At 33.4% G+C, this 26,836-nt stretch carries 20 protein-coding genes; 8 read left to right on the forward strand and 12 right to left on the reverse strand.

Features of this window, described 5'->3' with window-relative positions:
• Positions 1-149: 149 nt before the first annotated feature.
• The 3 genes from ACFQ1Q_RS05455 to ACFQ1Q_RS05465 are packed head-to-tail and all read right to left on the reverse strand — an operon-like array spanning position 150 to position 4,117.
• Entirely contained in the window at positions 150-2,654 is a 2,505-nt protein-coding gene (locus ACFQ1Q_RS05455) for a TonB-dependent receptor (protein ID WP_386128774.1), read from the reverse strand.
• Positions 2,641-3,543, reverse strand: a complete 903-nt coding sequence (locus ACFQ1Q_RS05460) for a FecR family protein (RefSeq protein WP_386128776.1) — start codon at positions 3,541-3,543, stop codon at positions 2,641-2,643. Before ACFQ1Q_RS05460 ends, ACFQ1Q_RS05455 begins: the two co-directional genes overlap by 14 nt.
• Positions 3,544-3,598: 55 nt before the next feature.
• Complete coding sequence (locus ACFQ1Q_RS05465; RefSeq protein ID WP_386128778.1) at positions 3,599-4,117, reverse strand: RNA polymerase sigma factor; 519 nt, start codon at positions 4,115-4,117, stop codon at positions 3,599-3,601.
• A 459-nt stretch (positions 4,118-4,576) separates the two neighbouring features.
• Here ACFQ1Q_RS05465 and ACFQ1Q_RS05470 point away from each other — a divergent pair, with 459 nt between their 5' ends.
• Positions 4,577-6,364, forward strand: coding sequence for a hypothetical protein (locus ACFQ1Q_RS05470; RefSeq protein ID WP_386128780.1), 1,788 nt, complete (start codon positions 4,577-4,579; stop codon positions 6,362-6,364).
• Positions 6,365-6,397: 33 nt separating this feature from the next.
• Complete coding sequence (locus ACFQ1Q_RS05475) at positions 6,398-6,877, forward strand: hypothetical protein (RefSeq protein ID WP_386128782.1); 480 nt, start codon at positions 6,398-6,400, stop codon at positions 6,875-6,877.
• A gap of 95 nt (positions 6,878-6,972) precedes the next feature.
• Here ACFQ1Q_RS05475 and ACFQ1Q_RS05480 read toward each other — a convergent pair whose 3' ends face one another.
• The 5 genes from ACFQ1Q_RS05480 to ACFQ1Q_RS05500 form a co-directional block, all read right to left on the reverse strand.
• Positions 6,973-7,812 (reverse strand): alpha/beta hydrolase family protein, encoded by an 840-nt coding sequence (locus ACFQ1Q_RS05480; RefSeq protein WP_386128784.1) that lies wholly within the window; start codon positions 7,810-7,812, stop codon positions 6,973-6,975.
• Positions 7,812-10,598 carry a PD-(D/E)XK nuclease family protein gene (locus tag ACFQ1Q_RS05485; RefSeq protein ID WP_386128786.1) on the reverse strand — a complete coding sequence of 929 codons (2,787 nt, stop codon included), beginning with the start codon at positions 10,596-10,598 and terminating at the stop codon, positions 7,812-7,814. The genes ACFQ1Q_RS05480 and ACFQ1Q_RS05485 overlap by 1 nt, the downstream gene beginning before the upstream one ends.
• Positions 10,599-10,620: 22 nt before the next feature.
• Positions 10,621-11,979 (reverse strand): OmpA family protein, encoded by a 1,359-nt coding sequence (locus tag ACFQ1Q_RS05490; RefSeq protein ID WP_386128788.1) that lies wholly within the window; start codon positions 11,977-11,979, stop codon positions 10,621-10,623.
• A 123-nt stretch (positions 11,980-12,102) separates the two neighbouring features.
• A complete protein-coding gene (gene kbl, locus ACFQ1Q_RS05495) occupies positions 12,103-13,296 on the reverse strand; it encodes a glycine C-acetyltransferase (RefSeq protein WP_386128790.1) in 1,194 nt (397 codons plus the stop codon).
• A gap of 31 nt (positions 13,297-13,327) precedes the next feature.
• Entirely contained in the window at positions 13,328-16,459 is a 3,132-nt protein-coding gene (locus ACFQ1Q_RS05500) for a UvrD-helicase domain-containing protein (RefSeq protein WP_386128792.1), read from the reverse strand.
• 114 nt (positions 16,460-16,573) lie between these two features.
• Here ACFQ1Q_RS05500 and ACFQ1Q_RS05505 point away from each other — a divergent pair, with 114 nt between their 5' ends.
• On the forward strand, positions 16,574-17,182 hold the full coding sequence (locus ACFQ1Q_RS05505; RefSeq protein ID WP_386128794.1) for a superoxide dismutase: 609 nt from the start codon (positions 16,574-16,576) through the stop codon (positions 17,180-17,182).
• A gap of 894 nt (positions 17,183-18,076) precedes the next feature.
• Here the strand turns inward: ACFQ1Q_RS05505 and ACFQ1Q_RS05510 are convergent.
• The 4 genes from ACFQ1Q_RS05510 to purN form a co-directional block, all read right to left on the reverse strand.
• Complete coding sequence (locus ACFQ1Q_RS05510) at positions 18,077-19,975, reverse strand: amidophosphoribosyltransferase (protein WP_386128796.1); 1,899 nt, start codon at positions 19,973-19,975, stop codon at positions 18,077-18,079.
• A 98-nt stretch (positions 19,976-20,073) separates the two neighbouring features.
• A complete protein-coding gene (locus tag ACFQ1Q_RS05515) occupies positions 20,074-21,000 on the reverse strand; it encodes a PfkB family carbohydrate kinase (RefSeq protein ID WP_386128798.1) in 927 nt (308 codons plus the stop codon).
• 77 nt (positions 21,001-21,077) lie between these two features.
• The gene (locus tag ACFQ1Q_RS05520) at positions 21,078-21,719 is read right to left on the reverse strand and encodes a ribonuclease H1 domain-containing protein (protein WP_386128800.1); all 642 of its coding nucleotides are present in this window, start codon (positions 21,717-21,719) and stop codon (positions 21,078-21,080) included.
• 48 nt (positions 21,720-21,767) lie between these two features.
• Entirely contained in the window at positions 21,768-22,349 is a 582-nt protein-coding gene (gene purN, locus ACFQ1Q_RS05525) for a phosphoribosylglycinamide formyltransferase (protein ID WP_386128801.1), read from the reverse strand.
• Between the two features lie 183 nt (positions 22,350-22,532).
• Here purN and ACFQ1Q_RS05530 point away from each other — a divergent pair, with 183 nt between their 5' ends.
• The 5 genes from ACFQ1Q_RS05530 (at position 22,533) to pyk (ending at position 26,828) form a co-directional block, all read left to right on the forward strand.
• Entirely contained in the window at positions 22,533-22,766 is a 234-nt protein-coding gene (locus ACFQ1Q_RS05530) for an acyl carrier protein (protein ID WP_008269813.1), read from the forward strand.
• A 12-nt stretch (positions 22,767-22,778) separates the two neighbouring features.
• The gene (gene fabF, locus ACFQ1Q_RS05535) at positions 22,779-24,029 is read left to right on the forward strand and encodes a beta-ketoacyl-ACP synthase II (RefSeq protein ID WP_386128803.1); all 1,251 of its coding nucleotides are present in this window, start codon (positions 22,779-22,781) and stop codon (positions 24,027-24,029) included.
• 7 nt (positions 24,030-24,036) lie between these two features.
• Entirely contained in the window at positions 24,037-24,780 is a 744-nt protein-coding gene (rnc, locus tag ACFQ1Q_RS05540; RefSeq protein ID WP_386128805.1) for a ribonuclease III, read from the forward strand.
• Between the two features lie 123 nt (positions 24,781-24,903).
• On the forward strand, positions 24,904-25,383 hold the full coding sequence (locus ACFQ1Q_RS05545) for an IPExxxVDY family protein (protein ID WP_386128807.1): 480 nt from the start codon (positions 24,904-24,906) through the stop codon (positions 25,381-25,383).
• Positions 25,384-25,388: 5 nt separating this feature from the next.
• Positions 25,389-26,828, forward strand: a complete 1,440-nt coding sequence (gene pyk / locus ACFQ1Q_RS05550) for a pyruvate kinase (RefSeq protein ID WP_386128809.1) — start codon at positions 25,389-25,391, stop codon at positions 26,826-26,828.
• Positions 26,829-26,836 lie beyond the last annotated feature (8 nt).

A 26,836-nucleotide genomic window follows, 5' to 3' on the forward strand; every position in this document is an offset into this window, starting at 1 on the left:
TTTATGATTAACTCAATACAATTGAATTGAACTAATTATGAGTATTTTAAAAATTCTATGACAGAGTGAAGCATTTTTTTAAATTCTGGAGGTACGTTTTTGGTTTTCCATGGATGTTAAACATTGAATTTTTTACCGATTTTAATTATCTAAAAATATACCCTCAAGACAGCATTGGTTGTCAATCCAAGAGAAAATCTCGAAAATTTGTCAACCACATCATTGTTGTTAATCCGATAATAATTATTTATGGCGTTTTCTCTATCGGAAATATTCCATACAGAAGCTCCAACCTCTGACCTCAACGCGTTACTTATTTTAAATTTATATAAGGCGGAAGCATCTATTCTTAAATAGTCTAGGAGCCTTTCATTATTAGCGATATCAAAATTTATAGCATCATCGACGATTTCGTTACCATCGAGCGGTACTGATGTTGGTTTTCCTATTCTATAATTTAAACCGGCAGAAATGTTCCAAGAGTTATTGCTGAATGTTGTACCTAGAGTAATTGAATGTGTGATATCAAAATTGCTCGGAAAAACCCTATCCTCAAGCGCTTCAAATGTATAGGTGTTATTGATGTAAGAATAGCTAAGCCAACTATTAAAATTTCCGAATGATTTTCGGCATAAGAATTCCAATCCAAAGGCATCATAATTGCCTTTTTGCTTTGCAAATTCGTATTTAGTGGTAAAGCTTTGGCTCTGTGTGGTTATACCATCTACCTTTTTAAAATAGCCAATGGCATCTAACAACCAGCCGCTATTTTTATACGTTATTCCAAGAGATACTTGTTTGCTCTGTAAGACAGGAATGCTATCATTATCGGATAGTTGCCAACGTCTTTTTTCAACGCCTAAAAAGTCGTTTTGAAAATTTACGATTTGCGACGTGCTTTGATGTTTAAATTCGCCTTGTGCTTCAATTTCAATGTTGTCTCCTAAGGATTGTCTCACGCTCAATCTTGGTTCGATGATTAATTTTTGAAATTTGGATAAGTAATTTGCTCTTACGCCACCTCTTACAGAAAAATCATTACTTGGATTTTTATACCAAGCTTGGCCAAAAGCACTGTGTTCTCTTAGTATTTCTTCGTCACGTCTTACAAAGCGTGGTAAATCGATATCGTTAAGGTTTATAACTTCGGTTTCGGTAAATTGATAACCAAGATTAAATTGCCATTGGTTTTTCTTATAGGTATTATTTAGCAAAATACTCGATTCTGAAACGATATTTTCTTGTAGTTGTAATTGATTATTTAAAACATCTGCATTAAGCGCTTCAAGTTTATATTCGGTGTCGTAAATATTAAGTGTTGTAGATAATCTTTTGCTCCACTGCCTCTGATAATTGAGACCAACTGCGAGACTATTTTGTGAAACGTTACTGCGCCTTGATTGAGCAGCGCCATTGATAGTTGCATTTTCGTTAAACCCTAGATTATTATTTATTAATATAAAATTTAGTCTAATTAAATCGTTGTCAGTAGGTTGATAAAGCCATCTGAGTGAAGCATCATAAAAGTTAAATTCTTGATTAGAATTTGTAACGTTGAGGACATTGCTTTCGGCCTCAGTGTCTTGTGTTACTCTATCGAAATACACCTCGTAAGTTGGTGTTCTTACAACTTCGTCTAAGGATTTTCTAGATGCTATCTGAAGTGATGATTTATTGCCGATAGGTATATTAGAGAACAACTCGGCATTTAAAAAATTAAGACCAAAAATACTATTGAATTTCGAGTCGATTTGCTGGTTTGTCTGCATGTGTATTGTGCCAGAAACGCCGTCGGTCAAAGACACATCCGAGCCATTATTGATAACATGCGCCGTTTGGGTCATAAGCGGATTAAAGCTTGAAATTAAACCAAAAAAATGACCTGTTTGGTACATTTTTATATCGTCCCATAGCATTAAATTTTGATCGTTAGAACCACCACGAATATTTATATTCGAAACCGTTTCGTCTACGCTTAAAATACTTGGTAAGGCTTGCACCGTTTGCAAAACATCTGATTCTATTAGCCCAGGCAATAGACTAAATCTGTTATAATCTATTGATGTTGTCCAATCCTTACGTTTATCGATGCCTTTTACGATGTATGTTTCAACAAGAACAGGAGCAATAAGCTCTTGCTGTACAAACATGGATATAGTAAAGCATTCCTTTAGATTAAAAAACTTCGCTTGGCGTTCAATGGTTTTAAAACCTAGATGTCTTATGGTTAAGAGTTCGCTTTTAGATTTAAGAGCTATTTCAAAATAGCCATTTTCATCGGTAATGGCGTATGCATATTTGCTTTTGATTGTGGCTCCAGTAAGCGGTGTTTGTAATTCTGAATCTTTTATGTAACCACAAAGTTTTAAAGGTTTAGAAATGGAATAAACCATAGGACTAATTTGCTCGAAAACAAAACCGGTTTGATTTTCGAGATTCTTTATCTTGGCAGACAAACTTAATGTTTCTAGAGGTGGTTTTATTTTTAAATTCTCTAATAGACTAGTCTCGTAATTGAAGCTAATGGAGTGAATTTTAGAGATTTCGTCTAAAACCACAGAAATTGGGATTTTCTGTTGTAAATCTTGTCCTTGTACTTTAGATAAAATAAAGACAGACAGGCATATTAGTATATAATATTTAGTTTTCCACATTCTCTATAATGACCCTATTATTCGGTTCGATTACATAAGTCAAATTAAGAGGTTTTGAGATAGATTTTAGGGCATTTTCAAGATTGTCATGTTCAAAAGCACCTGTAAATCGTAAGCTTAAATCAGATGGATATTTAATCTTGATATTATATTGCTTTTCTAGTTCTTTAACGACAGCATCGAAAGAGGCATTATCGAACACACTCATGTTTTTAAGCCAGTACGGTTCGGCTATGGTAATATCCGATTTAACACCTTTTCCAGAAGACAGCACAAACGCTGTTCCGGCAGGTAGTTTAATATTATTATCGTTATAGCTTACCTGCACCAAACCTTCGTAACAAGCCACTTTAAATACGCTGTCTCGAGAAAAGACATTAAACTCTGTGCCAAGTACGCTTACAGTGCCAAATTCGGTGTGCACATCAAATCGACTTCCTTTTTCTACATCAAAAAAGGCTTCTCCCTTTAAATCTAGTGACCTATTTTCTTGCCAGTTAGATGCATTGTATTCTAATTCAGATAATTCATTAAGACTTACAGTTGAATTATCGGGTAAGACAATGACTTTATTTTGTGCTAACTCTGTATTAAAGGTGTTGATATTGTCTTTATTAACTAGCGTAAATAAAGCAAAACCAACAACGAATACTGCCGCTATTGCAGACACTGCTTTTGCCCAATTAATAGATTTGCCGCTTTTAGAATCTAACTTTTTGTCTAATGCAGCAAAAGACCCAACTTTAGCATTAGTGTTACCGCTAAAACGCTTTGACTCTTCAATAATTTCTTTATACAAAGCAGCATTTTCCAACGCAGAGAAAGCTGTTGCCTCTTCGTTGGTAAGGTCATTATCTAACCACTTTTTTACTAAGTATTCTTTATCCATAACTTGCTGTTATATAACTAAAACAACTCAAGTTGCAATTATCCCAAAATTATTTTCAATTTAATTCTTCAAGCTCATTTTTAAGCTTGTTTAAAGCAGAGTAAATTCTGTGTTCTGCGACCTTTTTTGTAATTCCTAAAAGTTCTGCGACCTCTTTTTGGGTCTTACCATCTACTTTATTTAGTAAAAACGCAACGCGTTCATCTTCTTTTAGCCCAGCTAAAGCACGCTCAAAGCGTTTTAAAAATTCTTTTTTTCGTAATACAAATTCAGGAGACTCGTTAGTGTAGTCCTTTGGTTTTACGTTTTGGTACTTTAAAACCACCTTTTGATGCTTTACTGCATTTAACATCATATTATTGGCCGTAGTATATAAATAAGATTTTGCAGTCTCTGGTTTTATTTTAGAACAGTTTTCCCATAACTTAATAAAAGCCTCTTGGACCTTATCTGATGGGTTTAATAAATCGCCATATTTATAAAAGAGAATATTACTTAAGGATTGCGCATACTTATTGTAAAGCTTAGAGAAGCGTACTTTATCACAAATATCCTTATGTAATGACTTTGACAAAAATTATCGTATTGACGGATTACCAAGATAAAAAAAAATCTTTACTGAAATTTATTGGGATACTTTAAGTTTTAGTTGTTTTAAATATATAGTCGGCCATATTCTGGTTATTAATTTTTAATGTACTGAAATACTCAATGCAACCTTTTTCTGTAAATAGAACAACAACATTTATTAAATCTATTTCATTAATGAAAAGAAAGGAGTTATTGCTTTGCGCCCAAAAGTTAAAGACACTAGAAGCTATATTAGAAAAAGAGTATACAACAATAAACCTCTATAAATATCGCCAGGTAAATGACCGATTATATAATTTGAAAGCTATAATTTCTGATTTAGAAATATTAGAATTAAAAATTTTAAAAAATTCTTGGGACAATCTATAGTTAAGTTGTTATAAGAATAAAGAAGGCTATTTAAAAGCCAATCAAAAACGAACAGTATATAAAATCACTAATTATGAAAACATTAAAACCAATCTTACTATTAGTTCTAGGTGTTGTGTTTACAATGACATCTTGCAGAACAGAAGACGACTTATCGATTGATCCACCAGTCGAACAAACCATTGAAGCAAATTCTATGGTTGCAAATCTAATGAGCAGAACAGCAACCAACGATGGCTCTAGCGATAACATCATAGATAGCACAAGTTGTTTAAGCGTGCAATTACCAGTTACTGTTACAGTAAACGGGATAGAGCTTGTTATAAATGACGACGATGGTTATGAGGATATAGAAGATATCATTGATTTATTTGATGACGACGTGGACTCTGTTGTTATTTCGTATCCTATCACAGTAATTCTTACAGATTATTCTACAGTAGTGGTTAATTCGGATTCGGAATTAGAAGCTTTAGGAGGAAATTGTCTTGGTGAAAACGAAAACGATGATGATATAGAATGTATTGATTTTCAATACCCTATTACAGCTTCAGTTTTTAATGCAAACAACGATTTAATTGACACGATTGTTATCAATAACGATAACGAAATGTATGATTTTATAGATGATTTGGACGAGTTTGTAGCGGTTACTATTAATTTCCCAATCACAGTAATCTTTGCTGACGGAAATACCCAAACCGTTAATAGTATTCAAGAATTAGAAAATGCTATAGAAACTGCAGATGATAGTTGTGACGAGGATGATGATAACGATTTTGATGATGACGATTGTAACGATTGCACGACCAATGACCTTGAAACAGTTTTTGCAGATTGCGCAGAATGGACGGTTGATAAACTAGAACGTAGCGATAACGATTTAGAAGACAATTATGTGGGATATACGTTTGAATTTAATAACGACGGAACCATTCTAGTAACTCAAGGCACCAATACATTTAATGGTACATGGGACGTTACGGGCACAGGAAACAATATTTCTGTAATGATTAACGTAACAGGCTTATCAGATTTTAATGATAATTGGAATTTGCATGAAATAGAACAAGAACCTGGAGAAGTAAAAGTTGACTTAAGATTGGGAGACGATAGACTTCGTTTTGAAAGTGATTGTACATCTGGAGGAACAACGGTAGATGATACAGCACTGGTAAATGCGTTAACCACTGGAGATTGGTATGTTACGTATTTCTTTGACGACACAGACGAAACCGCAGACTTTTCGGATTATGTTTTCAATTTTGCTTCTGATAATACAGCCACAGCAACAGACACAAACGGTTCTACTAATGGCATATGGTCAACAACATCTGGAGATGAGACTGTACTTGGATTAAATTTAAATTTCGGCACAACAATTCCGCTTGATGAATTAGCAGATGATTGGGATGTGCTCGAAGTTACTAACGATATAATTAGACTAAAAGATATTAGCGGTGGCGACGGCTCTGAAGATTTTTTAACTTTTGAAAGAACACCTTTTAGTGGCGGAAACGGAAATGATAATTTATCTGCAATTTTATCAGATGGTCTTTGGGTTGTAGCGTCTTACACTGAAGACACTGATGACCAAACGGCTAATTATTCAGGTTATCAATTAGATTTTGATTCAGGCGGAACGGTTTCAGCTTCAAACGGCAGCAATACAAATAATGGTACCTGGTCTATATTTAGTTCGGGAAATCAAATGGCTATTAATTTTGGGACCGACATTCCGTTTAATGAGTTTAACGATGACGATTGGGATGTAATTTCTGTATCGGACACACAAGTTGTAATTCAAGATGTAAGCGGCGGTGGCGGTGGTACAGACACGTTAACTCTTCAAAAAATTTAAATAAATAATTAAATTAATCTAAACACAAGTATTATGAAAAAAGGATTTTATTATAGCGCAATAGTTATGTTAAGCCTAACCTTAATGTCAACACAATGTTCTTCCGATGACCCAGCTCCATTTGATAACAGTCAAGAAATCGCTGAAATCGTAAGTACAGCGGAGTCAGGAACATGGAGAATAACAAATTTTAATGACTCTGGACAAGATGAAACCTCGGATTTTAACGGCTACAATTTTAGTTTTAATTCTGATGGATCTTTAGTCGCTACCAACGGAACTAATACAGTATCAGGAACATGGTCTGTAACAGATGATAGTAATAGTAGTGACGATAGTAGCAGTAATGATGATATAGATTTTAATATTTTCTTTCCCGTACCAGAAACTAATGATTTTGAAGATTTAAATGATGATTGGGATATTGTATCAATATCAAATACTAGAATAGAGTTAATAGACGTCAGTGGTGGAAATGGAGGAACAGATGTATTGACTTTCCAAAAAAACTAAGCCAAAACTGAGAAACTATTTAATCAAATAGCTAAGTATAATTTTCCCCCAAGTGTTTGATTAAAGCAACCAGCTATGATTAATGGCTGGTTTTTTTATTTAAGAAAGTTTATGTATGTTTCTATTACTTCTTTAAATTCTTTTGGTAAACTATATGACATCCATGGATGGTTTACGTTAAAAACATGGTTAGCATTTTTAATTATTTTTAGTTGACTTTTTGGATTCCAATCACTGATGCTTTCAGCTTCTTTAACAGAAATTGAGGTGTCTGCATCACCATGAATAATGAGTTGAGGTACATGTATTTTTTGGCAAGCTTTTTTAATATCCAAACGTTCTGTGTTTTGGATGTAATCCTCGTAAAACTGATAAAAATGTGGCATTTGTTGTTTTGTTCTGCCATTAGTAATGTATTTAACACCATCTTTTTTCCACTGTTCTAAATTACCGATAGTAGCAGTACGATTTCCAAAATCACATACGCTAGCTAGTGTCACTAGTTTTTTAATTCTATTATCCTCAGCAGTTTTTAAGATGGCAATTCCGCCGCCGCGACTATGACCCACGAGGTGGATTCTCGAAGTGTCAACAAATGAATTTTCCTTAAAATGTGTAATTGCCCAATCAATTACATCACCTAAATCATCTAATTCTTTAGAGTAATTATTATTCCCAAAAGCTTCTAAATCTGGGAAATCTATAGGTTGTTCAACCGTACCACCATTATGAGAAAAGTTGAATTTTATAAAACAGAAACCATTTTTAGCTATGCGTTTAGCCATGATATCCCAAGCACCCCAATCTTTAAAGCCTTTATAGCCATGGCAAAAAATAACAATAGGTTGGTTCTTGCTTTCTGTTGGACAAAACGTATCAATAACAATAGGTTTGTTATTCTCTCGTTGTAAAACTATGTTCTTGTTTATGTGCATTAGTCGAGTTCTTTTTCTACGAAATCGATATCAGGGTTGCAGATTTCAAGAATGAGGTTTTTAAGCTGAATTTCGAAAGCATTTAACGTATCTTCAGCAATCAGCTGATTTTTACTTCGGCTTTTTGAAGACTCTTTTTTTCCGAATTTTAAGAAACCTTCTTTTAAGTTTTTAAATGAAATAATACCAGCTTCAATTGGCAAGTTTATTATATTTTGTTTGTGCATCATATAGGCATAACACAAAACTTGAAACGATTTGCTGTACTTATCGTAATCAGTAGTTAAATCTTCCCAATCTACAACTTCAATTTTGTTTTGTTCAACCTTACCAGATTTGTAATCTATAACTCTAGTAACGCCATTAAGCTCATCTACGCGGTCTACCTTTCCTTTTAGAATAATTGGAAAATTTAATTCAGGAATATTAAGTTTTATATTATTATCTACTTCAATTGCTAATATTTTAAGTTGATTTCCTTCGTTTAGCAATTCAATTTCAGAATTTAGAAAATTATTTACGTACCGTTTTGCAATTTCATATGTTATTAGATTTTTACCTGTTGTGATATCCCCTTTTTTATAAATTTCCTTGAAGTGTTTTGTTACCGTTTTTTCGGTTAGAGATTTCATATGTTTTACATCTTCAATTTTTAAAAGTTTACCTTCAAACGGTTTATAAAAATCTTCTAAGGTATTATGTATAACAGTACCTAAAGTATTTGCAGCAATCGTTTCTTCGACTTCTTCGGTATTTTTTATGCCTAATATACGTTCAAAATAAAAGTCGATTGGATTACGCATATAATTGGTTAATGACGAAGGCGAAAACCCTTTTTTTGCTACATCTTTTAGCGTCTCAATTACTGAGGCCGACTTGGAAATACTAGTCAATTCGGTATTAATATTCGGAATGTCTGCTGAAATGACTTGATGATTTAATTGATGAATGCCTTCAACTTCTAATTGGGTAATAAATCTACTTTTTTCCCCACCTTTAAGTGCATCGACTTCAGTATTGTAAAGTAAATATATATTCTTTGCACGTTGAATTAGACTGTAGAAATGATGTGTGTAAACGGCGTCTTTTTCTTTATAAGTTGGTAGTTTGTTTTCAATTTTTACATCAAAAGGGATAAATGAATTATGTGTTTTTCCACCAGGTAAAATGCCTTCATTTACATTTGTAATAATCACAGTTTCAAAATCTAAAACGCGAGACTCTAGCATTCCCATAATTTGCAGTCCTTCTAAAGGTTCGCCTTGAAAATCAAGAGTTTCATTAGAGAGTAACTCTTTATAAACCGAAAAAAGCGAAGCAACGTCATTTATATAATTATAAGATGAGTTTAACGTACTAATTTCGTTAAATAATGTATTGAACCTATAAAGATATTCTAACTCTAAGCGTTTTTCAGATTTAGACGCTTTAAGCTCAACTTTTATACTTCTTATAAGCGCTATACAGTTGTTAATATTTTTTTTGGTGTCTAAGTGCCAATCTCCAAAGAGTATATCTAAAATAGGATTGTTATCGCTAGATATTTTTTTTAATTCTAAGAGTGTTACATATACAATGTTATTTTTCTGAATATTTTCAATAATATCTCTACTTGTTTTTAAGATATACTGAATCATTTGATTAGATAACAATGCAATTACGTCCTTGTAATAAAAGTTTTCTGATTTTTGTTTATGAATAGTAAACAGCTGTTCAAATAAGCTCGATAATGGAATTGACTTTAGCGGTAAACCCATTGTTACATTGACAGCATTAATTTCTTTAGGTATAGAATTTAAAATAGGCGTTAGTAGTGTTTCATCACCAAGAACTACAGCAGTACTTTTAATACCTTTTTGATTATTTGAAATTTGCTTTAGTAAGTTTCCAACATATTTGCTCTGGCTGACCGATTTAGGACAACCTACAATATTAATATTCTTTTGATTGCCGTAATTTGAGTGAATCCAATTAAATGGATTGGTATCAAAATGTATCCAACTTTTCTTATGTTGCCTAGCAAATAAACCTGCGCTATGTAATTTATTTTCCAAAAAATGTTGGTCGATATCCCAAAAAATAGTTCCTTGGTTAGATTTTAATATTTCTTGAATTATGTTTTCTTCAGAATTATTTAATGCATTGAATCCTAAAAATATATGATGGTTATGGTTGTTTTCTAAGTATTCATATACGCGCTCCGCAGCTTTTCTATAAATCAAGCCTTGATAAGCAATATTTTCGCTGAGTAAATCTTTAGATAATTGATTATAATAAGCTTTAAGGTTTTTCCAAAAACTCAAATAGTTAGTCACCATTGATGTTTTTTCTTTATCTACAGACCAATGGTCTAGCTCTTTTATAGCACTTAAATAATCAAATATTTTATTGGGTTCTATAAGATACCTGTCTATTTCATTAAAATCTTGAATAATAATTTGAGCCCATTTTGAAAAGGCATCAAAAGGTTCTTGTTTATGAGGTAAAGTTATTTTCTTGTAAGAATTGTAAAATTTGAATAATAATTCATTCCCAGAGATCTGTCTAAGTTGAGATAGATGTTGCACAAAATCCTCAATACTTATGATTTCGGGTGCAAAAATTGTTTCTGAAATGTAATTATGAAGTTGACTTTTAAGAAAAACGCCCGCACGTTTGCTTGGCAAAATAAATACAGAATTTGAAAAATCGTTATTGTTTTTCTGTAAATACTTTAAAACATCTTCTATAAAAGTCTGCATGCTTAAAAATAAAAAACGCTTCGGATATCCGAAGCGTTTTTTCAAACTTTATATGTAATAAAACAAATTAGTTAGCTAAGTTAATCTCAACTCTTCTGTTTTGTTTTCTACCTTCTCTTGTTTTGTTAGAAGCGATAGGCTTAGATTCTCCGTAACCTCTAGAAGATAATCTAAATTTATCAACACCATTAGATATTAAATAATCTTTTACAGATAATGCTCTAGCATCTGATAATCTTTGGTTTAATTTCTCAGAACCAACACTATCAGTATGGCCTTCTACAGTAAATTTAGCAGATGGGTACTTGTTTAATATCTTAATGATATCAGCTAATACTTCCTCTGATTCTGCTTTAATTGAAGATTTACCAGTATCGAATAATATTGTTTTAGCGTATTCGTTTAGAGTATCCTGAACTTCTTTAGTTACTTCTGGGCAACCATTGTTTGCAACAGTACCAGCAACATCTGGACATTTGTCATCTTTGTCTAAAACACCATCACCATCTTTATCTTGGTAAGGGCAACCGTTGTTTGCAGCAGGACCAGCTTCGTTAGGACAGTTGTCTTTTGCATCAGCAATACCATCACCATCTGCATCTGGACAACCATTTAATGATTTTAAACCAGCTACAGTAGGACAGTCATCTTTACTATCAATAACTCCATCGCCATCAGTATCAGGGCAACCATTAAATTCAGCTAAACCAGGAGTATTAGGGCAATCATCTTTAGAATCTTGAATACCATCATTATCAGAGTCTGGACAACCATTGAAAGCTTCTAAACCAGCAACTTCTGGACAAGCATCATTATTATCAAAAATACCATCACCATCAGTATCAACACCACCAAACTTAAAAGCTACACCGAACGAGTGTTGGAAATGCTTAGATAATTGATTTTCAAAAGAGTGTTTATAAGAAGTCTGTAAGTTTAAAGCAACTTTTTCAGATAACCAATATTTCAAACCTAAGGTACCATTTAGAGTACCAGCTCCAATGTTATCAACCCAAGTATAACCACCACCAACACCTAAATAAGGATCGATAGAGTTAGAGCCAATTAAATTCATAAAGCTGTAAGAAACAGTTCCGTCTAATGCAAAATAATCAACTTCTGGTATTGTAGAATCACCAAATTTTTTAATTCTGTTTAAAGAACCAGCGGCAGTAAACGTAAATCCTTCATCTAAATATCTAGAAACTGCAAGTCTAGAAAGAAAAGGAATAAAGTTGTAATGATCGTTTGCATTCACAAACTCATCGAAAAACTCACCTTGTGGAGCTGCTTCGCCTACAGGATAGAAATCAACTGCGTTAGTACCAATTTCGAAAGCCCATGGCTGGTTTTCATCCTGAGCATTAACAGTGCTAAAACTCGCTAAAAGCACAGCTACAAATAATAATCTGCTAAGATTTTTCATATTCTAAATAATTTAATTTTAAGTGTTAATTGTTAGCAAATGTAAGTTGTTAAATACTATTAACAAAGACAAATATATAAAAATATTAACTCAATACCTTTGTTTATTAACTTTCTGAGATATTTAAATTATTTCTAAACGCTTTCCTACAGTGGTAAATGCTTTTATTGCCTTGTCTAAATGATCTTTTGTATGAGCCGCTGAAAGTTGTACTCTTATACGTGCTTTTTCCTTTGGTACTACAGGATAGAAAAAGCCTATAACATAAATTCCTAATTCTAGTAACATATTAGCCATAGTCTGTGAAAGCTTTGCGTCGTAAAGCATTACAGGTACAATCGCAGAATCTCCATCAATGATGTCAAACCCAGCTTTTTTCATTCCTTGCTTGAAATAATTTGTATTTTCTTCTAACTTATCTCTTAAAGTAGTATCGTTAGAGAGCATATCAAAAACTTTAATTGACGCACCAACAATTGCTGGTGCTAATGAGTTTGAAAATAAGTAAGGTCTTGAACGTTGTCTCAAAATTTCAATAATTTCTTTTTTTGCTGTAGTATAACCACCCATTGCGCCGCCCATAGCTTTTCCTAAAGTTCCGGTTATGATATCAACTCGGCCTAAAACGCCTTTTTCTTCTAATGTACCAATACCTGTTTCTCCGATAAAACCTGTAGCATGACACTCATCAATCATGACCATAGCATCATACTTTTCTGCTAAATCACAAATTTTATCCAAAGGGGCAACCAAACCATCCATAGAAAATACGCCATCTGTAACTATAATTTTATGACGTGCTCCATTTTTATTAGCTTCGATAAGTTGTGCTTCTAAATCAGTCATATCGTTATTTTGGTAACGATATCTAGCTGCTTTGCATAAACGTACGCCGTCAATAATAGATGCATGATTTAAAGAGTCTGAAATAATTGCATCTTCCTTTCCTAATAACGGTTCAAAAACACCACCATTAGCATCAAAAGCAGCAGCATATAAAATAGTGTCCTCGGTACCATAAAAATCTGCAATTTTTTGCTCTAACTCCTTATGTATATCTTGAGTTCCGCAAATAAAACGTACCGAAGACATGCCAAAACCATGCGTATCCATAGTGTCTTTTGCTGCTTGAACAACGTCTGGATGAGATGATAATCCTAAATAATTGTTTGCACAGAAATTTAATACTTTTTGACCTGTATCTAATATAATTTCTGGACCTTGAGCAGAGGTAATAATTCGCTCTTCCTTAAAAAGACCAGCATCTTTTATGTCTTCAATTTCTTTTTCTAAATATTCTTTTATATTTCCGTACATGATAAGTTTTTTGTGTTGTTCTGCAAAGTTACTATTTAACTTCGGAAATTTTTAGCGGATTATTGGTGTAAACGATAAGTTTTTTTTCAATCTCATAATTCATCGCTTTTAAAACATTGGCATAAGATTCTATTTGAGCGTTATAAGTTGTGCTTTCGCTACCTGTTTTGTAATCTATTATAATGGCTTTATTTCCCTTAATAACCAATCGGTCGGGTCGCAGATAAAATCCATCTTTAGTAATGATATCTTTTTCGTTGAAAATTTCATATTCATCTGTAAAATATTTTGAAAGAGTTGGGTTACTTACAATTGATACTATAATTTGTTGTAAGCTATCAATATTTTCGGATGAAATTTGTCCTGAAGAAATCACTGATTTTAGAGCGCTATCAACATCAGCAACTGTTTTAATTTTAGACATTACCAAATGTACTAAATTACCATATTCTAGAGCTTTTTCTTGTTCAGTTTCCCAAAGTACTCCTGAGTTAGTAATAACTTTTAGATTGTGAGATTCTTTTGGAGTTGAAATAAATTCAAAATTTGCTACAGTCATTTCCTCCTTTTTTTCAATATATAATTTTGAAGGTTGACCAAATGAATATTCTGTTTGACTTTCGTTCCATTTACTCTGATTTATTAAATATTGAATAAACAGTCCAGCATAGGTTTTATCGTTAATAACACCTTTTGCGCTTATATCTTTTTTGGTAATAATATAGAGTTGCTCAACGGCTCTTGTCAACGTTACATAAAGCAGATTTACACCGTCTAACTCAAGCTCTGACTGATGTTTTTGATAAATAAATTCGCCAATTTCTCCAAAATTTAGAAAGTCTTTATTATAATTAATCAGAGCTGTATCAAAACTATTATAGTTTTCTTGTTCAATCGGAAACCATTCTTTTGGCTCTATTTCTTTGTAAAAATCTAAATCTGCAAAAGGAAAAATAACAACAGGAAATTCCAAACCTTTTGACTTATGTATTGTCATTACAGAAACCGCATCTAAATTACTAGGTGTAGAAATACTGAGTTTTTCTTTCTTGGTTTCAAAATAATCGAGGAAACCTGAAAGGTCAGAATTCTGCTTGTTACTATAATCTAAAACGGTATCTAAATAAAACTGAACATATGCGTCCGAACTTGTCTCACAAAGTTTAAAACTTCGCACCAAACTTTCCACTGTATCAAAAATGGGCATTTGCAACAATTCTGGATAATTAATCTGAATGTCTAAGATGTTGAGCTGCTTAAACAGTTCATCTGTTGGTAAATTGATGTGCGCTTTAAAAAAGGTATGCTTATCTGTAATTTTAAATAATTTTGAAATTGCATTTAAAACATTCAACTTTAATTTTTGGTCGTTTGGCTGAGTTAAAAGTGCCAAAACAAAATTAAGCAACTGCACTTTAGGTGAGTTATTGAGCAGCAACGTTTCAGAAGAAATAATGGAAATGCCATGATTACTCAACACGTCCGAAACTGCAATGCCTTCTTTTTTCTTTCGAACCAAAACACAAATATCGCCGAGTTTATAGCCGTTTTCTATACAGGATTTTACGGTTTCTAGCGTTTTTTCTGTGTAAACTTCAGTACCTTCTTCTGCATTATCGTATTCTAAAAATGAGAGATTCACATAGCCACTTTCTTCTTTAGAGACCTTTTGTGTAGCGCCCTTATATAATGATTTGTAGTTTTCATCTTCAAATAAATAATCTGAAACGAATTTAAAAAAGGAGTTGTTGAAGTTTATGATTTCTTTAAAACTTCTATAGTTAGTTTCTAAATTTGTGGTGTTTGCCTTTAGTTGAAATGGGTTTACTCTTCCATTGGTTAAATCTATAAACTGTTGTGCATCACCGCCGCGCCAACGGTAAATCGATTGTTTAGCATCACCAACTAGCATCGCTGAGCCATTTGCGGCAGACAACGCATTATCCATTAATGACACTAAATTATTCCATTGCATGGCTGATGTATCTTGAAACTCGTCGATAAAATAATGTCTAAATTTTTCGCCCAAACGCTCATATATAAATGGCGTAGGTTGGCCTTTAATTTCTTTACTGATAAGCGAATTAAATTCTGAAATAAGAATTTTATTTTCTTCATCCTTTAAAGTTTGAAGTTCTTTCTGTAACGCATTAATCACCGATAATGGCGTAATGTTTTTATAAATTGCTTTTTTAAATTTTATCTGGAAAACAAGTTCTTTCGTTTCGGTAAAAAGCTGTATAAATTTTGGTTGCAATGCTTCAATAGTTTGTGCAACAGTATCGCTTACGCGCGAAGGATACAATCTTTCGCCTTCAACCAAAGCCGTTTGCCATTGGGATTCAAACCCAACATTAAATTTTTTGTCTGCAAGATTTTTAAAATGATTAGGTAAAGATTTTCTGTTAAAATCATCAAACTGTAAACTAGCTTCATTTATAAGCGTTAATGCTTCTTTAGCTTTTTTTACAATTTCAATTTCAAGTGAAGAAATTTGTTTAATTAATTGATTTTTTAACGTGTTAAAATCTTCAAGAGTTTTACTTTTTAGTTTTTCAACAAAAGGTAAATCGTTTTCATTAACAAGGAGTTTGCTAATTTTATTAAAGTCGTATGTAATATCCCAACTTTTATCATCATCGGCTTTTTCTATTGCAAAATCAACTAAAGTTTGGGTTAGCTTTTTGTCTGTTCCTGCTTTGGCAATAAGATTATCAACCGCTTTATTGAGTAGGAATTCTTGGTCTAATTCAACCTCAAAATTTACAGGGAGTTTAAGGTCAAACGCAAAGGTTTGAATAACGCGATGCGTAAAACCATCAATCGTAGAAATATCAAAAGCACCATAATTATGAATAATTTTTTGGAGAACAACTTTAGATTTTTCCTGTAAATGTTCTTCAGAAATATTTAATTCCTTACAAATGTCTAAAAACATTGGATGTTTTGTTTCACCTTCCGAATAAGTCGAAAACACCTTCAGCATATCAACAATACGCGTTTTCATTTCGCCAACAGCTTTGTTTGTAAACGTAATGGCAAGGATGTTTTTAAATTGGTCTGAGTATTTTGAGACAACCAAAAGTTTAATGTAAGATTTAGCAAGCGTGTATGTTTTACCACTGCCGGCAGATGCGCTATAAATATTAAATGTTGAACTCAAAAGAAATAATTTATACCAAAATAACTAATCTTAATATTTTATTTGGAAAATCTTGTAGTCAATATCGTAAATTTGTTAAAATTGAATTACTAACCTTTAAAAAGAAACATAATTATGGCTTTTGAATTACCAAAATTACAATATGCTTATGATGCTTTAGAGCCGCATATCGATGCGCGTACTATGGAGATACATCATTCTAAGCACCACAATGGATATACAACAAAACTAAATAATGCTATTGAAGGCACAGATTTAGAAGGAAAAACGATTGAAAACATTTTGACTAACCTCGATATGGATAATACTGCAGTTAGAAATAATGGTGGCGGTTTTTATAACCATTCATTATTTTGGGAGGTTATGAATCCTGAAGGTAAAGGACGTTTGTCGGGTGAATTAAAAGATGCTATTGAAGCAGAATTTAAGTCTGTTGATGCTTTTAAGGACGCATTTAGCAAAGCTGCAGCGACGCAATTTGGGTCTGGTTGGGCTTGGTTATGCGTACACAAAGGCGGAAAAGTTGAAGTTTGCTCAACACCAAACCAAGATAACCCATTAATGCCTGGTGTTTCTTGCGGCGGAACTCCAATCCTAGGATTAGACGTTTGGGAACACGCGTATTACCTCAACTATCAAAACAGAAGACCAGATTATATTGATGCATTTTTTAATGTGATTAACTGGAATGAAGTCGAAAGACGCTATGCTGAGGCGAAGTAAGGTTTAAATTGAACTCTCATCCTGCAAGGTTTTCAAAACCTTGTAGGTATTTATAATATTGAAAATCCCAAATCGAAAGATTTGGGATTTTTTTATTGTCTGTATTTAAATCGATTGAAGGCGCGAACACGCTTTTGGTCTTCGGAATTAATTCTATTATAAATTAAAATTGGAATGAGTAATGAAAAACTAAACAAAACCATGTATATAAATGATACCTGACTTAAATATAGTCGCGCAACGAAGTATAATAAAAATACCGTTCCAAGCAGAAAAATAAAACTAGCTATTATCTGAGATATTTTTGATAATTCTGCTTTGAGCTCATCGACATGAACGTTGTTTTTGTTTTGACAATTATTGCATTTTATTGATACAAATTCGTCATGTAGCATCACAAAGTCAATTCTTGTTTTCGCTTTTGAAGAGAACTCAATATCACTTAAGCAAGATTTACATCTGCTGTAAACTTTCATAAACTTGACCTTTAAAGAGGTTTTCACTTCCGTAGAAATTAAAAATGAAAAAGGGCGAACAGTCGTTCACCCTTTTTGCCCCAAATCTACCATAAACTTAACCTACTTATGTTATGGTAAATACAAATATAGCTTTTACCCTACAATAAAATCTTAAAATTTAGATAAAAGACTTATTAATCCGCCAAAACGTATTAAAATACAGGTATCGTTTTGAAAACAAATAAGTTACCGTTTTTTTTAAATAAAAAAGGACGAAATACATCGTCCTTTTTTGCCCCAAATCTACCATAAACTTAACCTACTTATGTTATGGTAAAACTAATATAGTTAGTTTATTTAATTGCTTAGTAATTTTTGGATTAACGGCAGTTATAATAGCTAAAAAGCTAAGTCCTAACCATTAATGGGTATTTAATTAATAGGCGCGTTCTTTATTTCCTTCAAAAAAGTTGATAAAGGCTCTATTGACAACTCTGTTTCCACCGACTGTTGGGTAATCTCCAGTAAAATACCAATCACCTAAATTTTTAGGACACGCTTTATGTAAATTCTCTACAGATTGAAAGATAATTTTCACATCAGCATTTACATCATCGTCGCTTAATAGCTCTGAGATTTTGTCCGAAATCTCCTCATCTGTAAAACCATTGTAAATTTCTTTTACAAAGTTTTTTACATCTTTATCTTTAAGTTCTGTTTGAGCTTTACATTTTTTATAAACCTCTTCAACTAAACCATAATTGTTTTGGTCTTTAAGCAATTCTAAAGCTGCTCTAAATGCAACGAGACCTTCTAAATTAGCCATGTCAATACCGTAACAATCCGGATAACGAATTTGCGGTGCAGAAGACACTACAACAATTTTTTTAGGCTGAAGTCTGTCCATCATTTTAATGATGCTTTTCTTTAAAGTTGTACCACGTACTATACTATCATCTATTATAACAAGATTGTCAGTTGGTTTTATAACTCCGTAAGTGACATCGTAAACGTGTGCTACTAAATCATCTCTACTACTATCTTCTGTGATAAATGTTCTTAGCTTAACATCTTTAATGGCTATTTTTTCTACGCGAGGACGCTCAGATAAAATATCTGTAACCTGTTCTGCAGTTAATTTGCCATCACCATCTAAAATAGCTTGAGTTTTTCGGGCGTTGAGATGCTCTTCAACCGTGTCTATCATTCCAAAGAAAGATGTTTCGGCAGTATTTGGTATAAAAGAGAATACCGAATTTTTTGTATCGCCATCAATCGCATCTAACACCTTTGGCATTAATAAACGACCAAGTTCTTTTCGTTCTTTATAAATTTCTGCGTCACTTCCGCGAGAAAAATAAATACGCTCAAAGGAGCAAGCCTTACGCTCGAGAGGTTTTAAAATTTGGTGAATAGCTGTTTCACCCGATTTTTTGGTAATAATGGCATGACCAGGTTCTAATTCTTTAACATCATCAAAATCTACGTTAAACACAGTTTGTATTACTGGACGTTCAGACGCTACAACTACAACTTCATCATCTTTATAATAATATGCTGGTCTAATTCCTGCTGGGTCACGTAGTACAAAACTATCGCCATGACCTAATAAACCAGCCATAGCATAACCACCATCCCAATTTTTTGCTGCTTTTCGAAGGATTTTAGCAACGTTTAGTCTTTCGGCAATTAATGGCGAACATTCAGCTTTGCTATATCCTTCTTTTTTTAAATTTTTATAAATTTTTGAAACCGCATCATCTAAAAAATGACCGATTTTTTCCATTATGGTGATTGTATCAGCTTTCTCTTTAGGATGTTGACCTATTTTTACCAAGTTTTCAAAAAGTTCTTTAACATTGGTCATGTTAAAATTTCCAGCAACTATAAGATTTCGGTGCATCCAGTTATTTTGCCTTAAAAATGGGTGTACACTTTCTACACTATTTTTACCAAACGTTCCGTAACGTACATGGCCCAATAGAAGCTCTCCTATATATGGAATGTTTTTTTTCTGCGCAGCTACGTCATCTTGGTATTCTGGGTGAAGGGTTAATTCTTCATTTATACGCTCATTTATTTGTGCAAAAATATCTTGTATTGGTTGTTGAGCGATGGAGCGTACACGACTTATGTAGCGTTCTCCTGGGGTTACATCGAGTTTTATACTTGCAAAACCAGCACCATCTTGTCCGCGATTGTGCTGTTTTTCCATCATGAGATACATTTTGTTTACGCCGTAAAATGCACTTCCGTATTTTTCTTTATAATATTCAAGAGGTTTTAAAAGTCTAATTTGGGCTATACCACATTCGTGTTTTAAAGCGTCACTCATTGTTGTTGTGTTGTGCGTTTATACTGTTATTCAAAAATACTTAAATACCCTGATAATTTAGGATAAAAAAAACGCGCCAAAATATAGCGCGTTGTTATTTATTTTAATTCTATTTCGAATTGCGTTAGCTGTTTAAATTGTCTGAGGCGTTTTTGTACTTCATCAGTTTTTAAATTCACCATGCGTTCGGTTCCAAATTTTTCGACACAAAATGAAGCTAATGTTGAGCCATAAATGACGGCTTTTTTCATATTCTCAAAAGAATAATCTTCGGTTTTTGCCAAAAATCCTGTAAAACCACCAGCAAATGTATCGCCTGCACCTGTTGGATCAAATACATTTTCTAATGGCAAAGCTGGTGCGTAAAACATATCATCATCATGAAACAATAATGCGCCATGTTCTCCTTTTTTTATGACAACATATTTTGGTCCCATTTTATGTATTTTACGGGCAGCAACCACAAGCGAGTATTCTCCAGTCAATTGTCTTGCTTCTTCGTCATTGATGGTAATAACATCTACATGTTTTATTGTATTATGTAGTTCTTCAAGCGCACAATCCATCCAAAAATTCATAGTATCTAAAACTACCAACTTTGGCTTTTTATTCATTTGATTTAATACTCCCATTTGCACAGACGGATGCAAATTACCTAACATAACGACTTCGGCGTCTTTATAATTTTCTGGCACAACAGGATTAAAATGCTCTAACACATTAAGCTCTGTAACCAAAGTATCACGTGAATTCATATCGTTGTGATATTTTCCACTCCAAAAGAAGGTTTTACCATCTTTTACGATTTCAATACCAGAAATATCAATATTTCTTTCGGTTAAAAGGTTTAAGTACTCTTGCGGAAAATCTCCTCCAACAATAGAAACTACAGAGGAATCTACATTAAAATTTGAAGCTGCAAGACCAATAAAAGTACCTGCACCACCAAGAATTTTGTCGGTTTTACCAAAAGGTGTTTCAATAGCATCAAAAGCTACAGTACCAACAATTACAAGTTTGCTCATGTGTTGCGTTTAAATTAAGGTGCAAATTTACGCAAAATATATTCCTTACAAAACAAGACAATCAGTATTACAAATAATCACTTCCTTCCAAAATCTGCAGGAATTTCGCCCCAAGCTTTAGTTTCCCATTTAACAATTTTTGTAGAATAGTTATTTTCTTTGAGCCATTTTACAGCGCGGTCTACCAAATCAAAAACAGGTTTATTTTTTGCGTTTCTTGTTAATTTGGTATTGCAGTTTTTTTTACGCACCCAACTCATGGCAGTGCGAGAGTCTGTATACATAATACGGTCGCTATTGTGCTGTTTTAAAAAAGCCAAACCATGTACTAAGGCTAAAAATTCTCCAATATTATTGGTGCCTTCTTCAAACGGACCTTGTCTAAACAATTGTTTTTTGGTTTTAGTGTCTACGCCGCGGTATTCCATTTTACCTGGATTCCCGCTTGAAGCAGCATCCACAGAAATAGAATTGTAATTAGGCTGCCCAATTTTTTTAAGTTGTTCAACAGAGAGTTCGCTTGTAAAAGTTTTAGACTTCCCAATATAATCGAAATAGCTACCTTTTAATGCCTTTTTAGCAGCATCAAACGTTGCGAAAGATTTGTACTGCGCACCTTCAAAGTTTTTGATTTGAGCCTTACAATCATCCCAAGTTTCAAACACGCCAGTGTTGTGACCTTTCCAAACGGTGTAGTATTTTTTCTTTTTCTTGGACATCTATTTTAACACGAATTTCACGGATTTGCACTAATTGTAATTTGGAATTTAGTCTTTTGAATTTTGAGATTTCAATAATTTTTGCACAATTACTGGAAAATGCTCCATCTCCAACTCATGAATCTTTTTTGCCACATCTTCGGCGTTGTCTGTAGCTAAGACACTACATTTTGCTTGAAAAATAATGGCGCCTTCGTCATAATTTTCATTTACGTAATGTATTGTGATGCCAGTTTCTGTTTCTGTAGCCTCAACAACGGCTTCGTGCACATGCATGCCATACATGCCTTTTCCACCAAATTTAGGAAGTAAAGCGGGATGCAGGTTAATGACTTTATTTGGGAAATGTTTTAAAATATGTTCAGGAAACTTCCATAAAAATCCGGCTAAAATAATTAAATCGGGTTGACTGATTTTCAGTAAATTAAGCACATCATCAGTTTTAGAAAAAGCTTTTCTGTTAAAGGAAAACGCACTGACATCAAGCCGTTTAGCACGTTCTAAAACTTTGGCACGCGGATTGTTAGTCAGTACTTGAATAACCGACACAGAATCACTGTTTTGAAAAAACTTTATCAAATTTTCAGCGTTACTTCCCGAACCGGACGCAAAAATTACAATTCGCTTCATAAACAGTTATTAGGTCTAGATTTATTCAAACAAAAAAAAGAATAATAATTCATAATTAGGTTCAATTTTTAAATACTTATTTTATTTTTTATCTTTAAAAGTCACATTTTATTGGTAAATGTATATTTTAAAATAAAGTTTTTTATTTTTGCCCTCTAATTAAAACTTAAAAACTAAAAAATTATGTCAGACATTGCATCACGAGTAAAAGCGATTATCGTAGATAAATTAGGTGTTGATGAAAACGAAGTTGTAACAGAAGCAAGCTTTACTAACGATTTAGGAGCAGATTCATTAGATACAGTGGAGTTAATCATGGAGTTCGAAAAAGAATTCGATATTCAAATACCAGACGATCAAGCTGAGAACATTGCAACAGTTGGTCAAGCTATCTCTTATATAGAAGAAGCTAAATAAGAAGTCAATTTTATGGAATTAAAGCGAGTTGTAGTTACCGGTTTAGGTGCGCTTACGCCTATTGGCAATACCAAAGATGAATATTGGAATGGTCTTGTTAATGGAAAAAGTGGAGCTGCGCCTATCACACATTTTGATGCTGAAAAGTTCAAAACGCAATTTGCTTGTGAAATAAAAAACTTTGAAGTCACTGACTTTATTGATAGAAAATTAGCGCGTCAAATGGACAAGTTTTCGCAGTATGCAATGGTAGCTTCGGATGAAGCAATTGCAGACTCAAAACTTGACCTTGACGCGATTAATAAGTTAAGAGTTGGTGTTATTTGGGGCGCAGGAATAGGCGGTTTAGAAACTTTTCAAGAAGAGGTTTTAAATTTTGCAAAAGGTGATGGTACACCTAGGTTTAATCCGCGTTTTATCCCTAAAATGATTGCTGATATTGCACCTGGAAACATATCTATTAAGTATGGTTTTATGGGTCCAAATTACACAACAGTTTCTGCTTGTGCGTCTTCAGCAAATTCAATGATTGATGCCTTAAATACAATACGTTTAGGTCATTGTGATGTTGTAATTACAGGAGGAAGTGAAGCAGCAGTAACTATTGCAGGTATGGGCGGTTTTAACGCTATGCATGCCATGAGCACACGCAACGAAAGTCCCGAAACTGCATCGAGACCTTTTGATGCTAACCGAGACGGTTTTGTTCTAGGTGAAGGTGCAGGCTCTATTGTTTTAGAAGAATATGAGCATGCGAAAGCACGTGGCGCAAAAATTTATGCTGAGGTTGTTGGTGGCGGATTGTCATCTGATGCCTATCATATGACTGCACCACATCCTGACGGCATTGGTGTTATTGCAGTAATGAAAAACTGTTTAGAAAATGCAGGCTTAAAACCTGAAGATGTAGATCACATAAATACTCATGGAACATCGACACCACTTGGAGATGTTGCAGAGTTAAAAGCTATATCTGAAGTGTTTGGCAGCCACGCAAAAAATATCAATATTAATTCTACAAAATCTATGACCGGTCACTTGTTGGGTGCTGCTGGTGCTGTTGAAGCAATTGCTTCGATTTTAGCAATGGAGCATGGTATTATTCCTCCAACAATTAATCATGAGACTGCGGACGAGAATATTGACCCAGAATTAAACCTAACACTTAATAAAGCACAGAAACGCGATATTAAAGTAGCAATGAGTAATACATTTGGATTTGGTGGTCATAATGCTTGTGTATTATTTAAAAAATTAGATTAAATCCCGTATGGGTTTCATTTATAACATATTAAAAAATTCCCGTTCCGATAAGGACGGGAATTTTTTTTTAGAACTTGAACGCATACTTGGGTTTAAGCCTAAAAAGAATGCGATTTACAAAAAAGCATTCACGCATCGTTCAATGAATATTAAGGATAAAAAAGGTAATCCAATTAATTATGAGCGATTAGAATTTGTTGGTGATGCCATGCTGGGTTCTGTGATAGCTTCTTATTTATATAGTAAAGTTCCGCATGGTGATGAAGGCTACTTAACCAAAATGCGCTCTAAAGTTGTTAGTAGACAACATTTGAATGAGCTCGGCAAAGACCTTCAACTTATAGATTTGGTTCAAAGCCGTATTCCTACAACTAATTTTGGAAATAACATTCACGGTAATCTTTTTGAAGCTTTAGTTGGCGCTATTTACTTAGATAAGGGTTATAAATCTTGTGAAAAATTTATTTACAAGAAAGTCATAAATCCGCATGTAGATATAGAAAAACTCGAAGGTAAAGTTATCAGTTACAAAAGTCTGTTGATAGAGTGGTGCCAAAAAGAGAAAAAAACCTTTGAATACGAAATTTACGAAGACACAGGGAACGACGCATTGAAGCACTTTTCAGTGAAATTAAAAATTGATGAAAAAGTAATTTCAAAAGGAAGAGCAACCTCTAAGAAAAAGGCTGAGGAAAAAGCATCAAAACGCGCCTTTTTTGCTTTTCAGAGAGAAATGACCAAATCGTCTTAAGTACCCAAAACACTTACAGTTATCGCAAACGTTTTCGTTAGATTTATTGGTTAAGTTTAATCTAAAGGTAACACTAATCACTCTTTAATATCTTATATTTACCTCATAAATTGTTGTTGTATTATGGCAATGCATAAGCTTTTAATGGATGATTTTTATGACGATAGTTATGCACTTATTGCCATACATTGCGGACTAGAAGATTACCGTTTAGCATATATGGTTAATAAATATTTCGGTATTAATTTAACCCGAAAGGATAAAGACCTAGACCTCAATTATACGTCTTCATCATTTGCGGTTTATGAATGGTATAATGAAGCTAATGACGTAACATGGAACTTAATTGCAAACATTTGCAAAAAAGAGGAAGAGAGTCTTTCTAGTAGCGGAGTGTTATTTGCAGACGACAAAAAAATCACTAAAACTTATAATTTGTTACCAGAATTAAAGAAAGTAGATTTTTTTATCAAAATAAGTAATGATAGACAACGACTTAACGAAAAACTAATTATTACTAAATTACAAAGTATACCTCAAGTTATAACAAGTTACGAGGTTGACTTGTCAAAAATAAAATCAAAAGAACATTTAATCTTTTAGAATTAATGAATAATAAGAAAACAAAGATAGTTGCAACGTTAGGACCTGCAACAAGCAGTAAGACCGTTTTAAAACAAATGTTAGATGAAGGCGCAAATGTGTTTAGAATTAACTTTTCACACGCCGATTATGAAGATGTAAAGCAGCGTATTAAAATGATACGTGAGCTCAACAAAGAATATGGTTATAATGCCTCAATTTTGGGAGACCTACAAGGCCCAAAATTACGTGTTGGAAAAATGAAAGAAGAGGTTGTTGTAAATCCAGGTGACGAAATTATTTTTGCTACTGGAGAACGTTTTGAAGGAACAAAAGAACGTGTTTACATGACTTACGATAAGTTTCCGCAAGATGCAAAACCTGGTGAGCGAATTCTTTTAGATGATGGTAAATTAATTTTTGAAGTTGTTTCAACCGATAAAAAAACAGAAGTAAAAGCCAAGGTAATTCAAGGCGGACCGTTGAAGTCTAAAAAAGGTGTAAACCTTCCAAACACAAATATTTCGCAACCGGCTTTAACTGAAAAAGATATTGAAGATGCTATTTTTGCTATTGGCCAGAAAGTCGACTGGATAGCTCTTTCGTTTGTTCGTCATGCCGAAGATTTAATGGAACTTCAAAAATTAATTAGTGAGCATAGCGATGAAAAAATTCCAATAATAGCTAAAATTGAAAAGCCTGAAGCTGTTGCAAATATTGATAAGATTGTTGCCTATTGCGATGGTTTAATGGTAGCTCGTGGTGACTTAGGAGTTGAGATTCCTGCTGAAGAAGTACCATTGGTACAAAAACAATTGGTACATCGTGCAAAACGTGCGCGTATTCCTGTGATTATTGCCACGCAAATGATGGAAACAATGATAAGCAGTTTAACGCCAACTCGAGCAGAGGTTAATGATGTTGCAAATTCTGTAATGGATGGCGCCGATGCGGTAATGCTTTCTGGGGAAACGTCTGTTGGTAAGTATCCGGTACAAGTAATTCGCCAGATGGCTAATATCATTCGTAGTGTTGAAGATTCTAATCTAATTGAAGTACCACAAATTCCGCCGCATATCCGTACTAAAAGATATATTACAAAATCTATTTGTTACCATGCTGCAAAAATGGCAAACGAAATAGATGCTAAAGCCATTTCTACGCTTACTAATAGTGGTTATACAGCTTTTCAGATTTCGGCTTGGCGACCGTCAGCTCATATTTTAGTATTTACTTCAAACAAGCGTATGATAACGCGATTAAGTTTACTTTGGGGTGTTACAGCGTTTTATTACGATAAGTTTGTAAGTACAGATGAAACTATTGAAGATGTAAACGCTATTGCTTGTAAAAAAGGGTATTTAGGCGTTGGTGATATGCTTATTAGTTTAGCCGCAATGCCAATTAAAGATAAAGGTATGGTGAATACATTACGAGTTACTGAGATTGAGACTTGTAGTTTTTAGGTATACAA

This window comes from Winogradskyella litorisediminis, from assembly GCF_042675765.1.
Classification (GTDB): Bacteria; Bacteroidota; Bacteroidia; order Flavobacteriales; family Flavobacteriaceae; genus Winogradskyella; species Winogradskyella litorisediminis.